Source organism: Candidatus Ornithobacterium hominis (assembly GCF_900538215.1).
Classification (GTDB): Bacteria; Bacteroidota; Bacteroidia; order Flavobacteriales; family Weeksellaceae; genus Ornithobacterium; species Ornithobacterium hominis.
Genome location: NZ_UNSD01000002.1, coordinates 619839 through 632771 on the forward strand (window position 1 = coordinate 619839; position 12933 = coordinate 632771).

General features: G+C 32.9%; 13 protein-coding genes. 10 read left to right on the forward strand and 3 right to left on the reverse strand.

Annotated features, from left to right (window positions below):
- Window positions 1-599: 599 nt before the first annotated feature.
- The 8 genes from D5J18_RS03095 to D5J18_RS03130 all read left to right on the forward strand — a co-directional run bounded on the left by D5J18_RS03095 (window position 600) and on the right by D5J18_RS03130 (window position 9706).
- The gene (locus D5J18_RS03095; protein WP_119057529.1) at window positions 600-1043 is read left to right on the forward strand and encodes a DUF1648 domain-containing protein; all 444 of its coding nucleotides are present in this window, start codon (window positions 600-602) and stop codon (window positions 1041-1043) included.
- Window positions 1036-1407, forward strand: a complete 372-nt coding sequence (locus tag D5J18_RS03100; protein ID WP_119057530.1) for a thiol-disulfide oxidoreductase DCC family protein — start codon at window positions 1036-1038, stop codon at window positions 1405-1407. Before D5J18_RS03095 ends, D5J18_RS03100 begins: the two co-directional genes overlap by 8 nt.
- Window positions 1397-1582, forward strand: a complete 186-nt coding sequence (locus D5J18_RS03105; protein ID WP_119057531.1) for a hypothetical protein — start codon at window positions 1397-1399, stop codon at window positions 1580-1582. The genes D5J18_RS03100 and D5J18_RS03105 overlap by 11 nt, the downstream gene beginning before the upstream one ends.
- 380 nt (window positions 1583-1962) lie before the next feature.
- Window positions 1963-5328 (forward strand): SusC/RagA family TonB-linked outer membrane protein, encoded by a 3366-nt coding sequence (locus tag D5J18_RS03110; RefSeq protein WP_119057532.1) that lies wholly within the window; start codon window positions 1963-1965, stop codon window positions 5326-5328.
- Window positions 5329-5330: 2 nt separating this feature from the next.
- Window positions 5331-6671, forward strand: coding sequence for a RagB/SusD family nutrient uptake outer membrane protein (locus D5J18_RS03115; protein WP_119057533.1), 1341 nt, complete (start codon window positions 5331-5333; stop codon window positions 6669-6671).
- Between the two features lie 231 nt (window positions 6672-6902).
- A complete protein-coding gene (locus D5J18_RS03120; RefSeq protein ID WP_119057534.1) occupies window positions 6903-8312 on the forward strand; it encodes a TlpA family protein disulfide reductase in 1410 nt (469 codons plus the stop codon).
- Window positions 8313-8535: 223 nt separating this feature from the next.
- On the forward strand, window positions 8536-8916 hold the full coding sequence (locus D5J18_RS03125; RefSeq protein WP_119057535.1) for an START-like domain-containing protein: 381 nt from the start codon (window positions 8536-8538) through the stop codon (window positions 8914-8916).
- Window positions 8900-9706: an aminotransferase class IV gene (locus D5J18_RS03130; RefSeq protein WP_119057536.1), complete on the forward strand. Its 807-nt coding sequence runs from the start codon at window positions 8900-8902 to the stop codon at window positions 9704-9706. The genes D5J18_RS03125 and D5J18_RS03130 overlap by 17 nt, the downstream gene beginning before the upstream one ends.
- Here D5J18_RS03130 and D5J18_RS03135 read toward each other — a convergent pair.
- Complete coding sequence (locus D5J18_RS03135; RefSeq protein ID WP_119057537.1) at window positions 9695-10249, reverse strand: YqgE/AlgH family protein; 555 nt, start codon at window positions 10247-10249, stop codon at window positions 9695-9697. The two genes, D5J18_RS03130 and D5J18_RS03135, sit on opposite strands and share 12 nt — an antisense overlap.
- A gap of 35 nt (window positions 10250-10284) precedes the next feature.
- Here D5J18_RS03135 and pdxH point away from each other — a divergent pair, with 35 nt between their 5' ends.
- Together pdxH and D5J18_RS03145 are read left to right on the forward strand one after the other, a co-directional pair.
- Complete coding sequence (gene pdxH / locus D5J18_RS03140; RefSeq protein ID WP_119057538.1) at window positions 10285-10926, forward strand: pyridoxamine 5'-phosphate oxidase; 642 nt, start codon at window positions 10285-10287, stop codon at window positions 10924-10926.
- Between the two features lie 3 nt (window positions 10927-10929).
- Window positions 10930-11211 (forward strand): DUF493 domain-containing protein, encoded by a 282-nt coding sequence (locus D5J18_RS03145; RefSeq protein WP_119057539.1) that lies wholly within the window; start codon window positions 10930-10932, stop codon window positions 11209-11211.
- On the opposite strand, the gene D5J18_RS03150 is transcribed toward D5J18_RS03145, so the two are convergent.
- Complete coding sequence (locus D5J18_RS03150; RefSeq protein WP_119057540.1) at window positions 11201-11911, reverse strand: RsmE family RNA methyltransferase; 711 nt, start codon at window positions 11909-11911, stop codon at window positions 11201-11203. The two genes, D5J18_RS03145 and D5J18_RS03150, sit on opposite strands and share 11 nt — an antisense overlap.
- Window positions 11908-12915: a tRNA (adenosine(37)-N6)-threonylcarbamoyltransferase complex transferase subunit TsaD gene (tsaD, locus tag D5J18_RS03155; RefSeq protein WP_119057541.1), complete on the reverse strand. Its 1008-nt coding sequence runs from the start codon at window positions 12913-12915 to the stop codon at window positions 11908-11910. The genes D5J18_RS03150 and tsaD overlap by 4 nt, the downstream gene beginning before the upstream one ends.
- Between the last annotated feature and the right edge of the window lie 18 nt (window positions 12916-12933).

A 12933-nucleotide genomic window follows, 5' to 3' on the forward strand; every position in this document is an offset into this window, starting at 1 on the left:
AAAATAATAAAAAGTTATTGCCGAAATTTTTTTTGAACTAGGAAAAGTTCAAATTTTTTTAGAATAACTTTTTAACTTACACAGTTTGTGAGATAGTATTTTTTTTTGCTTTTTTGGTGACAAGCATGGTTTCTTACTTCTAAAGAAGAGACGATCTTTACTTTTAAAGAAAAACACATTAAAATTAATGGAAATTAACATAACTTATTTTGTTTTTATTTATTTTTTTTTTGAATTTAGCATTCGATTAATTCAAAAATTACAAAAAATTTATTATCTGAAAAAGAAGATAATAAGACTGTGTGTAGTTGGTGTGTTAAATCTGGCGAAAGTATGAATTGTGCAACGGCTAAAGATTGTTCTGAAGCTAGAAAAATTGCGCTTGCGATGGCAATTGATGAACTTGGCTGACTAATTTTAACCTAACCAGAATTATTTGGGTTAGGTATTTTAAACAATTTTAAAATTAATGAAACATTATTTCATTTTTCAATAATTATTTTCCACGGCATATTTTCTTTCTTTTTTTCTATAACTGCTTGTTTAATTTTATTTCTCTATCCTACATACCAAAACATTAATTTTAAAAAATATTTATTATGATTAAAAAAAACATCTTAATAGTTTTCTTAATATCTGTTTCAATTTTAATTCTGAATTGTTATTTCGTTTTTACAAATTATGATAATATTTCAAATGAAATTATCACTCATATTGACATCACAGGAAAACCAAATGGTTATGGAAATAAAGTAAATTTAATTTATGCAATGCTTGCTAATTTTTTATTAATATTTATTATTTTTTTGGGCATCAAATATCCCAAATATGCAAATTATCCAATCGAGATAAATAATAGAAATAGGAAAACTGCATATCAAAAAATGCAAATGTTTTTAGCTATTATTTCAATAATTACATCACTAGCTTTTTCATATATGGTTTTTTTAGCAGTAGGTAAACAAGAATCAATGATTTACATCATTCTATATAGTATTATTTCAACTTTAACTATTTTATTTTATTTCAAAACTAATGAATAAATTTATTGTTTTTTATGACAATTGGTGTCCAAACTGCAATAGATTTAAAAATTTTATAAAAAAAGTGGACTCGCTAAATTTAATTTTCTTTAAAGAACTAAGAAACAATATAGAAAATGAAACTTACAAAGACATTGACAAAACATTAGCATTTCAAGAAATGGCATCATACCATAAAGGAAAATGGAATTATGGTTTTTCATCTATTTTTCTAATCTTATTAAGAATCCCATTATTTTGGGTTACTATTCCAATATTTTATATTTTAAAATTAACAGGTTTTGGTCAATACATTTACAAACAACTTGCAATTAATAGAAAAATAATTCCTTTACATTGTGATAAAAATAACTGTGAAATATAAAAAGGCTTCTTGCAACAAGCGTTTTGCAAAAAAAGGTAATCAAATTGAACCGAAATCAATCGTTAAGCCAAAAGGAGGTAAAATTGTATCTGCTCAAGAGTATGATGAAATTTATGAAGAAATCATGAAAAAAATAAGGGAAATGTATGGGCAAGGTGTTGAGGTTTCTGATTAGAATAATTTATACTAAAACTTTTGAGGAATTCAAAACAAAATTTTAACTAAAATTTTATAAGCCTTAAAAAATATTTCTTAAGAAAAAAAATAAGATAATCTAAAAATAAACCTTGTTTGATATTGCACTACGAAATATTAATTTTTTTAAGACTTAGAAAAAACGATAAATAATTTTTTCAATTAAATATTTTAATCTAAATTTGCGATCACAAAATGAAAAAACAAGTACAAAATATGATGATATCTATGATGATGTGCCTTAATAAGGTTGCAGCGCATGGATAATGTCTTTTTTTGTCAATTAAATAGAATCCAAAGCCGCTGCATATTTGTAGCGGTTTTTTTAATTTAAAAAAGTTAAATAATTAATATAAATAAATGAAAAAGAATAGATTAAAATTGTATTCTCTTAGTTTGATTTTAAGCTCAGGTTTTTCATGGGCAGCCTTGCCTGTTTTGTCTGAAAATCAATCTTTTAAAATTCACCAGCAAGGTTTGGTCAAAGATATTACTGGTCGTGTACTAGATGAAGATGGAAACCCCATTGCTGGCGTTGAAATTCAAAATAAGACTAGCAAAATCACGGTAGTATCTGATAAGCAAGGTTATTTTTTGCTAGCTGTGGGGATTGATGACAAAATTCAATTTTCTAAAGCAGGTTATTTCACTGATTTTAAGGTGGTTGATGACTTTAATTCTTTAGAAATCACCTTGGTAAGAATGAGTGATGGCCTGATAGATGATGAGGTTTTGCTGAGTGATGTGGTGGTGACAGGATACCAAAAATTGAATGTGAATAAAGCTGCAGGTTCATTTGATAAAATTGATATGGAAAATTTTGAACGCCGCGGAAGTTCCAATATTATTGATGCATTGGAAGGTTTATCCCCTGGTTTAGTTCTGTCTACCAATCCTTCTGCTCCTTCGAGTTCTAAAGAGTTGACCATCCGTGGAATTTCTACTTTGTCAGGTAGCGCTAGGCCATTGATTGTGGTTGATGGATTTCAGTACGAGGGAGATTTAAGTGGCATTAATCCTTATGAGGTGAAAAGCATTAATTTGCTGAAAGATGCTGCAGCGAGTTCAATTTATGGGGCAAAGGCAGCTAATGGCGTCATTGTCATCGAAACTAAAAAAGGGCGAAAATCTGGTACGCAAATTCGCTATACAAGTAATTTAACTTTTAAGGAAAAAGTGGATATTGGCTATGTGATGAACCGTGTGAACTCAAGCGAATTGGTAGAGATTCAGTCTCAAATTGCTAAGCAAGAAGTGGCTAATGGAAGCATTATTAATTATAGAAATGCTTTTGAAACAAATAAACCTAATGCCACAAATCGTGTCGGGGCAAATAACAATGTATACCAACTCTATAGCGATTTGCACTATGGCTACATAACTGCTACTGAGTTTGATAGTAAATTACAAGCCTTAAAAAATTTAGATAATACCAAGGATTTGGAAGACGTTTATTTGCAAAATCCTTTGACCAATCAGCAGAATATTTCGGTTTTGGGAGGGAATGAATTTATCACATATCGAACTTCGCTCAACTATACTGATGAGTTTTTGAATATTAAGAATTACAAGAATAACCGAATTCTATTCGATTTCGTTTCAGATGTTAACTTTACTCAAAAGTTGAATTTTAATTTTCAAAGTAATTTAAGTTTAAATCGGTATTCATCTAATCCTTTGAATTTTGCAAATACGAATAGTTTTACTGATATTTTTAATATTAGTTCTTATGACAGGCTTTTAGACGAGCATAGAAACCCCCTATCTGTTACCAAACCAGCTTATAGGAATATTGATAATGGAATTTTTGGAGGAAAGGATGCTTATGAAATTCAGCGACTGATAAATGCTGGTTTGCTAGATGAAACATATTATCCAGCACTGGATTTCAAACGCTATGCCTACCATAATGATGATTGGTCGGTAAGGATTCAAGGTTTACTCAACTATGATTTGACTCGTGATGTAACTTTAAGATTGGGAGGGAAAATTCAAAAAAAGGCTTTAAAAACAGCAAATTTAGCTCATGCAGATTCTTGGTATATGAGGCATCTTGTCAATAACTTTACGCCGTTGTCTTATACGGGGGATAAGGCAGATTTAATCATCCCCATCGGGGGGAGGTTGCAAGAGACGCGCGGAGAAGAAACCAGCTATTTGCTCAGAGGGCAATTGGATTTTGACAAAACTTTGGGGAATCACTATGTGAATATTTTGGTAGGAAGTGAAATTCAAACGAATCAAGCGGAATCAACTTCTACTGACCGATTGGGCTACGATGCTAATTCTAATTTATTTTTACCAGTTAATTATTACAATTTTTATAATAATCAGTTTGAGAAAATTTATATGCCAGGAGGCAATGCTTACCGTAACGGGCTAGTATTTGATAATTCATTTGGAAGCAGTGAGAATAGGTTTTTCTCACTATACGCCAATGCACAGTATGTTTATGGAAATAAATATATTTTGACGGCAAGCACAAGAATAGATCAATCTAATTTATTTGGTACAGACCCAGCGTATCGCTATAAGCCATTTTGGTCTGTAGGAGCGAAGTGGCGAGCAGGGGAAGAGGCTTTTTTAAAAGAAAATGCGGTTAACTTAGATTTACGGGTTTCGTATGGATTTAATGGAAATATTGCTAATAATGTTGGCCCATTTGATATTGCACATAAAGCCTATGTCCAAAGGGTAGGAAACTTAATGGGGCTGAGCCTTGCTAGCCATAGTACGCCAAACCTTCGTTGGGAACAAACGGGGACTTTTAACTTTGGGCTTGATACTGATTTTTGGAAAAATAGATTGAACCTCTCATTAGACTATTACCGCAAACACTCAAAAGATATTTTATCTAATGTACAAATTGACCCAACTTTAGGAACAGGAAACGCCATGAGAAATGATGCCAGTATCATCAATAACGGTTATGAAATTGGGCTTAGAACAAAGAATGTATTGACTAATAAATTTAGTTGGGAAACGCAACTGAACTTCAGGTATAATAAAGGAAAAGTAAAAGAAGTTTACTTTAACGAAGCTCACGCTTACAGATATGCAGGTAGCATTATGAACTTGAAAGGCGGTGCACCAAATGCATTGTATGTGACCAATTTTGCAGGTTTGAACTCAGAAGGGATAGCTCAACTAAGACAAGCTAGCGGGAAATTAGTAAACATAGATACAAAAACTGATGTGAATGTCTTTAACATAGAAGATCTAGTAGAGGCAGGCTCTTCTTTGCCTATACATGTAGCTGGTTTGAATAATAATTTAAGATGGAATAACTTTGCACTTTCATTCTTATTTATTTATCAAGGAGGGCATAAATTGCTGAAAGACACGTATAATGGTGAAATTCTAAGTAGAAACGTCAACCTCGTGCATGCAGATGTAGCAAAAGCATGGCAAAAGCCAGGAGATGAACTTGTGACAGACATTCCAGCGCGATCCTCTGTTGTTTACAGCAATTTGCTAGCAGGAAGCAGCAAAAACGTCATCGACGGTGATTTTATTCGCCTAAGAGATGTAGTGTTAAGCTACACCTTACCTCAAAATTATTCTAGCTCAATAGGATTACAAGAATTAACCTTAAATGTGAGAGGAAGCGACTTGTGGCTATGGGCAAAAAATAACGAAGGTATAGACCCAGAAACCCAAGGTCTAGGCGTAAGGACATCTCCAGTTCAGAAATCATTTACTTTAGGTTTAAACTTAATATTTTAATCATGAAAAAACAACTTATATTTCTATCTATTTTAGCCACTATTACGGCTTGCAACGACTATTTGGACGTTCAGCCCAAAGGCGTTGTAATACCCAAGACTATAGAAGATTACGACTTATTACTCAATGGGAACGCCTACAGCATTCATAGCATTGATAATGCAGAAATTTTAGGATTTACTGGCAATGATTTTGAGTTTTCTGAAGAATTAAGTTTAGATACTAATAATCCTGATTATCAGAACTTTCAATTATATTCTTACGGAGATTTAAGATTTTACAACCCCTCAACTACAGTCCCCGCATGGGATGCAGCTTATGAGAATATTTATATTTATAATAAAATCATCAATGAAGTTGATGCCGCTCAAGATGCCGTAGGATACAAAGCTCAAGATAAAATTAGAGTCAAAGCAGAGGCACAATATTTTAGAGCCTTAGATTACTTTTATCTAGTTAACACCTTTGCAAAACATTATAGCCAAAAAAATGCTGATACGCCAGGCGTTCCGTTGGTGAGAGAAGCTGATATTACACAAAAAATTGGCTCACGAAACACCGTAGGCGAAGTCTATGAATTTATTCTAAATAATCTAGAAGAAGCAATTCCCAATTTACCTAATAATAAAATCGGAAAAGCCAGACCAGACAAAGCAGCTGGGTATGCTCTCCTAGCACGAATCTATTTATACAAATCTGATTTTGAAAAAGCACTAAATGCAGCTAATAAAGCGCTGGAAATCAAAGGTGAATTAGCTGATTATGTGGAAGCAGAAAACATTAGCACAGCATATGAAAGCCAGCAATACAGCTCTCGATTCTTTGGCGGCTCATCAGGAACGTATACCAACCCGTCTAAAGATCTAAAATCCATTATAGATACGGTAAATGATACCAGGTACAGCAAATTTTTCACCTTTTACCCTGGCTATGGAGTCTATTCACCCTTTGTCTTTTATCACAATCAATTACCCTCGGTGGGCGAGATGTATGTCACAAGAGCAGAGGCCAATGCCCATTTAGGCAAGAACGAAGAGGCAATCAAAGATTTGAATCAATTGGGCGAAAAGCGAATCATTAATTATCAGCCGCTGATGGCTTCAGATTTTTCAAATCAAAGCGAATTGTTAAAATACATTTTAAACGAAAGAAGAAAAGAAATTTACTTTACGCTAACACAAGTTTTTGATGTGAAGAGAAGAAATTTGATTCCAGGCTTAGAACAAAGCATCACACATGAATATGGTGGCGTGAAATATACGGCAACGCCCAATAGCGGAAAGCTAGTTTTGCCAATTCCTGCATCGGTATTGAAGTATCACCCCGATTGGCAACAGAATTAGCTATGAGAGTAATTTTTTTTAAGCCTTAAAAAATAATCTAAAAGAGTAAAAAAAAATGATAGATTTGTAATGGAAGAGGTTCAATAATAGGAATTGAAAGATTATTTGGTATATCTTGTACCGAAAATCATTTATCATCCATCAAGATTTTAAAATTAACTTTATTATCTTTCAAAGAATTAATGCTATCTAAAAAAGAAACTAAAGCAATTATCAATTATTTATCTGAAAATGAAAATTAAAAGTTTTATATTAATATTTTCCATTGTCTTTGCAGTAAATGCACAGAATATTCAAATTTCTGGAGAAATCAAAAATTCACCCGACCCAGAAGTCTTTTTTAATTTCCCTGTAAATGGTAAGTATTTTGCAGCGAATAATGAAATTGTTTCTATTGAAAATCAAAGATTTAAGATAGAAAAGAAATTAAATAAAGCTGGATTTGTGAGTGTGACTAATAATTTTGTGACTGCAATGATTTATGCCGAGCCAGGCAAAAAATATGTTGTAAATTTTGATGCAGAAGAATATGAATTTACAGGAGAAACGGCGGCAAAACAAGAATTTATAAATAATTTAGGTCTTTTTGAAAATGCTAATCAATTTGAGGAATTGGAAGCTCAGCAAACGCTTTCAGATAAATTGAAATTTCATCAAAATTGGCTGAATGAGAATCAAGAGAAATTAAATGAAGGCTTAAAAAATAAGTGGATAAATCAGGCTGAATTTACTTTATTTTCAAATCTTTTAGAATTAAAATATCAAGATTTCTTAGCTACGGATTTCTTCTTTACGTATCGGTATTTTTATGAAGAAAAGAATTTGGCTGAGAGATTTTTAAAAATTTATGGGAAAGAATATGAAGATATTTTTTCTAAAGCCTTAGAAAATCCGTATTTGACCAATTATTTATCGCCGATTCCGTTTTTAGATAAATATAAAGCTTTACAAGATTTGAAAGCGACGGGGCGATTGAACTTTGATGCGGGAAACGTTCCTTACGGAATTTCGCAAATTGCATTTTTTCAGGAAATTTTAGCTCCTGATTTTCAGGAATGGGACTGGGCAAATAAGATTTATGATGGGCTTTCGGCTCACCGTTTTGAGCGGGAGTGGATAGGAAATTTTGAAGCCTTTAAAAAAAAATACCCCAACAGTGCGTTGGCTGAAAAATTAGAAGCCTTGATTCAAGAAGTGAGAGATTATCACCAGCCCAAAAAGGAAATCACTTTTGTGGAAAACTATGAGAATATCAATTCTCTAAGCGATTTGTTTGAGCAACTGAGGGGTAAAGTGATTTACGTAGATTTGTGGGCAACGTGGTGTGGCTCGTGTCGACAGGAATTGCAATATTCTAAGAAAAACCACGCAAAGTTAGAAGAAATGGGTGTTTTACCTTTGTATTTATCGGTAGATTCTGAAAGGCAAGATGAGGACTGGAGAGCAATGACTCAAAGTTTAGGGTTAACGGGTTTGCACATGCGGGCTAATCCTCAGTTAAAAGCGGAGTTGGACGAGAGGCTGAAAAATGGAATTCCATATTACATCATCGTAGGGAAAGATGGTAAAGTGAAAGTGTGGGGTGCTAAACGCCCTAGCGACCAGCAAGATTTGTTTGACCAATTGACTTTATTTTTATAATCATGAAACCGCTTTTGTAAAAGAGCGGTTTTTTTATGGAAATTTTTTAAGGCTTAGAAAATTTAAACCTCTTCCCCGTATTATTAAATGAGATTACTTTTTAGATTAGTGTTTTTGAGCAATTTTTTTAAGCCTTCTCAATTTTATTCGGCTAGAAGTTTTTATAATAATTTTTTATTCGATTTGGTTTTGTTAAATTGCGACAAATGTTAAGTTGAATACAATGTCAAAAAAGAAATTCGAATTAGAAGTTCCTGTGCAGGCTTCGCCAAGCTTTTTATTTAACTATATTTATACTCCCTCGGGACTTTCTGAGTGGTTTGCAGATAATGTAAACTCAAGAAGTGATAAATTTGAATTTATTTGGGATGGCGCTGAACAAACAGCTACTTTAATTAAATCTAAATATGATGAATATGTAAGATTTCGGTGGGAGGAAGATGAAGGAAGTAAATATTATTTTGAGATTAAAATACAAGTAGATGACCTCACAAATGATGTTTCTCTTATTGTGACAGACTTTGCTGAAAGTGATGAAATAGAGTCTGCAAAAGAATTATGGTTAACTCAATTGGAAGATTTAAAGCATGCCATCGGATCATAAATTTGTTTATAATACGCATAAATTCTTTAAACTTGAAGAAATAAATTTAAATACACTTTCTTTGCTAGAGAATTTCCACATCAGAGAAGAAATTACAGTCATCAAAGGCAAAATTATTTTCCCAGAAAATCATTATTTTCATCTGATTGCTAATCTTAGGAAAGCTAGATTTAAAATCTCTCTAGACTTTACATTAGAATATTTTATCGAAAATATAAATGCTTTTATAAATAATCGTAAAATTTCAGTAAATCTTCTCTACTCTTGCATTTTAAATGGACAAGGATTGCAGCATCTTGTTTATGAAAATCATAGAGAACCAGAGACTTCAACCTTTAATGAAGTTGAAATTTATAGAGAAGATTTTATGGCAAATAATCACTCTTCGCAGATTAATTTTTCTAATGGATTTTTGCATGCACTAAATACGTATAGGGCTGAAAATGAATTAGATGATATTTTTTTATTAAATCAAAATAACCATTTAACTGGCTCTTTTTATGGAAATGTTTTTTTAATTAAAGGGCAAGAATTATTAACTCCTCGCTTGGATGATGGAGCAAGAGATACTGCTGCTCGTCAAAAATTTTTACTTTTAGCTAAAAAGTGGCCAGAGTTTGATGCAGTTTCAGAAAAAACACTACCCCCATTTGAAATCACAAAAGCAGATGAATGTTTTATTTTCACGCCATTTTATAAGCTTATTTCGTTAAGCAAATTTAGAAAAACGGATTTTGACAATCATTATATTCAGGCGATTAAAAAAAAATTACTTGAATTAGTTCAATAAAGGATTTTCAGGCATATTGGCCCAAAGAAGATTTTCTCCGCCAAGATTAGTCATTTGTTTCTTCCAGTCTTCAACTTCTTGAATATCAATTGGATTGAAGGAATAATCATTTACAACGGCCCAAAAGTTATTTTTTATTTCTTCTTCTAATTGGCCGCTAGACCAGCCGCTGTAACCAATGAAAAATTTAATTTGATTAAAATTTTTAAGGCTTAGAAAATTTATTTGATGATTGATTTCTTGTAAATTTCCACCCCAAAATAAATGATTTGTAACAGCAATTGCATTGGGTATATTTTTTAGACTATGGATATAGAATAAATTGTCCTGCTCTACGGGTCCGCCCTCAAAAACTGTAATATCAAAAGGGAAATTCTTTATTAAATCATCTGTTTTATAATCAGTTGCTTTGTTCAGTACGAAACCAACCGCTCCAAATTCAGAGTAATCGGTAATTAGAACAATGCTTCGGCTAAAAATGTCTACGCTAAGACTTGGTTTTGAAATTAAAATTGTTCCTGGTTTTATTAAGAATTTTTCCATTGAAATAGTTATCTTTGATAAAGATAAGAAATTGTATGGAGCAAGATTTAAGTAATTACAGAAAATCTTATGGGAAAGAGAAACTACTGGAGGAAAATCTGAAAGAAAATCCTTTGGAGTTCTTCAGAGATTGGTTTTTAGAAGCAGATTCTGATGAGAAGATTACTGAAGCTAACGCAATGACTGTGACGACAATAGGGCTGGATGACTTCCCTAAAGCGAGGGTGGTTTTGCTCAAAAAATATACGGAAGAAGGCTTTGTCTTCTACACCAATTATGATAGCGAGAAAGGAAAAGCCATAGCGGCAAATCCCCACATATGCTTATCTTTTTTTTGGCCTGTCTTGGAACGGCAAATCATCATCAAAGGAAGAGCCGAAAAATTGGCTGAAAATTTATCTGACGGTTACTTTGAGTCTCGACCTCTACCAAGTCAATATAGTGCGATTGCTTCACCACAAAGCGATGTGATTTCTAGCAAAGAAGTTTTAGAAGAAAAAATTAAGGCTTTAGAAAAAAATAATACCCTACCAAAACGGCCAAAAAATTGGGGTGGATACCTAGTAAGGCCAATGAGTATGGAGTTTTGGCAAGGAAGACCCAATCGATTACACGATAGATTTCGATACACTTTGCAAGAGAATTATGATTGGAAAATAGAACGATTAGCCCCTTAAAAAATGAATGAAGAAAAAGATTTTTATCAGCGTTTGAAAAACGAGTTAAATAAAGTTGAAGAATTTCCTACCGATTTTGTTTATAAATTTATCATACCAACAAGCAATAAAACGATGGCAGAAATTCAGCAAATCTTTGATGGAGCTAGGCCACAAGTAGCAACCCGAGAATCCAAAAAAGGTAAATACACGAGCATTACCGTTAGAATTTTTGCATTAGATGCAGACCAAGTCATTTTTTATTATAAAAAAGTAGGAGAAATCAAAGGAGTCATCATGCTCTAAATGTATTGAGAAAGTTATAAACGCTTGCAAAATAAATCCCGGCAGTTTCTGTTCTAAATCTCTGATTTCCAAAGCTAATGCTTTTGTAGCCTAAATCTATAGCTGTATGAATTTCATCTTCAGAAAAATCACCCTCGGGGCCGATTAGAATTAGACTATCTTCGCCAGGCGACAGAACGTTTTTTAGCAAACTAGTTGGTATCGCTGAATTGCAATGGGCTATAAATTTATTTTCTAGATTTTTTTTAAGGCTTAGAAAATTTTTAAAATCCTGCAAATCATATAATTGGCAGCGATGAGCTTTCAAGCTTTGTTTAGTTGCGGCATCTGCAATTTTTTGCCATCGTTCTACGTTAATTTTTCTTCTTTCGGAATGAAAAGACGTTATAGGGAATATATTTCTTGCGCCTAGTTCCACTATTTTTTCAATCAAAATTTCAGAACGCTCATTAGATTTTGTCGGTGCAAAAGCGACTGAAAGTTCAGGGAAATTATTTTGAATTTCTCGCTCTTTTCCTAGAGAGATTAAGCTTTGTTTTTTTGTAATTTCTAGAACATGACCTTCAAACATTTTGCCTTTGCCATCGGTGACCAAGACTTTATCATTTTTTCCAAGCCTTAAAACTTTTTCTAAATGATGCGTTTCTTTTTCATCTAAAATGGCTTGGTTGTTCTCAAAATGAGCAAAAAATAAATTCATAGTTTTAATCTTGGGTTAGTAGTTACACTTAAATCAGAAAAAAGAGCATTCTCGTATTTCAATCGCCCTACGATGGCAATCATTGCGGCATTATCTGTAGTTAATTCAATGGGGGGGATGTGAATTGAGTAATTTTCTTTTTCTAAACTTAAAAATTTATTTCGAAGAAAAGAATTTGCGGATACTCCTCCTGCTAGAACTAAATTTTTGATATTTAAATTTTTAGAAGCTTTTAAAAAATTTTCTAATAAAGTCTCTACAATAATTTTTTGGATGGAAGCGCATAAATCATTCAAGTTTTCTTGAATAAAGTTAGGATTTTCATCACATTTTTTTTCTAGGAAATATTTTACTGCCGTTTTTAATCCACTGAAGCTGAAATTATAAGCTTCCATTTTTGGTTTGGTGAAATCAAAGCGATTTTTGTTTCCTGTTTTTGAATGTTGGTCTATCCACGGACCAGCAGGGTAGGGCAAACCGAGCATTTTACCAATTTTATCAAAGGCTTCGCCAGCAGCATCGTCTTTGGTTTCGCCAATTACCTCGAGCGAATCTATACTTTCTATTTTCACAATTTGTGTGTGGCCGCCACTTACTGTGAGACACAGGAACGGAAAATCAGGTGAATTTTTTTCATCGTAAAAGTTAGCAAAAATATGAGCTTGCATGTGATTGACACCGATGAGGGGAATGCTGAGCGCCTGAGATAAACTCTTGGCAAAGCTGCTGCCGACCAAAAGTGAACCCATTAGCCCAGGTCCTTGCGTAAAAGCTATGGCATTTACATTTTTAAGCGATATATTTGCTTCTTGCAAGGCAACCGTGAAAACGGGTATGATGTTTCTGAGATGGGCTCTGGATGCTAGCTCAGGGACAACGCCGCCATATTTTTGATGAATTTTTTGACTATTAATGACATTAGATAAAATTTTATTACCTTGAAGCACTGCGACAGAAGTATCATCACAAGAAGATTCTATACCAACGATTATGGGGTCTTTCATATGGCAAAGTTAACTTTT

Bases quoted from the DNA above. Each gene is read 5' to 3' on its own strand.
- D5J18_RS03125 (WP_119057535.1), top strand. From the start codon at position 8,536: ATGTCAAAAAAGAAATTCGAATTAGAAGTTCCTGTGCAGGCTTCGCCA.
- D5J18_RS03095 (WP_119057529.1), top strand. From the start codon at position 600: ATGATTAAAAAAAACATCTTAATAGTTTTCTTAATATCTGTTTCAATT.
- D5J18_RS03150 (WP_119057540.1), bottom strand. From the start codon at position 11,911: ATGAATTTATTTTTTGCTCATTTTGAGAACAACCAAGCCATTTTAGAT.
- D5J18_RS03120 (WP_119057534.1), top strand. From the start codon at position 6,903: ATGAAAATTAAAAGTTTTATATTAATATTTTCCATTGTCTTTGCAGTA.
- pdxH (WP_119057538.1), top strand. From the start codon at position 10,285: ATGGAGCAAGATTTAAGTAATTACAGAAAATCTTATGGGAAAGAGAAA.
- D5J18_RS03110 (WP_119057532.1), top strand. From the start codon at position 1,963: ATGAAAAAGAATAGATTAAAATTGTATTCTCTTAGTTTGATTTTAAGC.
- D5J18_RS03135 (WP_119057537.1), bottom strand. From the start codon at position 10,249: ATGGAAAAATTCTTAATAAAACCAGGAACAATTTTAATTTCAAAACCA.
- tsaD (WP_119057541.1), bottom strand. From the start codon at position 12,915: ATGAAAGACCCCATAATCGTTGGTATAGAATCTTCTTGTGATGATACT.
- D5J18_RS03115 (WP_119057533.1), top strand. From the start codon at position 5,331: ATGAAAAAACAACTTATATTTCTATCTATTTTAGCCACTATTACGGCT.
- D5J18_RS03130 (WP_119057536.1), top strand. From the start codon at position 8,900: ATGCCATCGGATCATAAATTTGTTTATAATACGCATAAATTCTTTAAA.
- D5J18_RS03145 (WP_119057539.1), top strand. From the start codon at position 10,930: ATGAATGAAGAAAAAGATTTTTATCAGCGTTTGAAAAACGAGTTAAAT.
- D5J18_RS03100 (WP_119057530.1), top strand. From the start codon at position 1,036: ATGAATAAATTTATTGTTTTTTATGACAATTGGTGTCCAAACTGCAAT.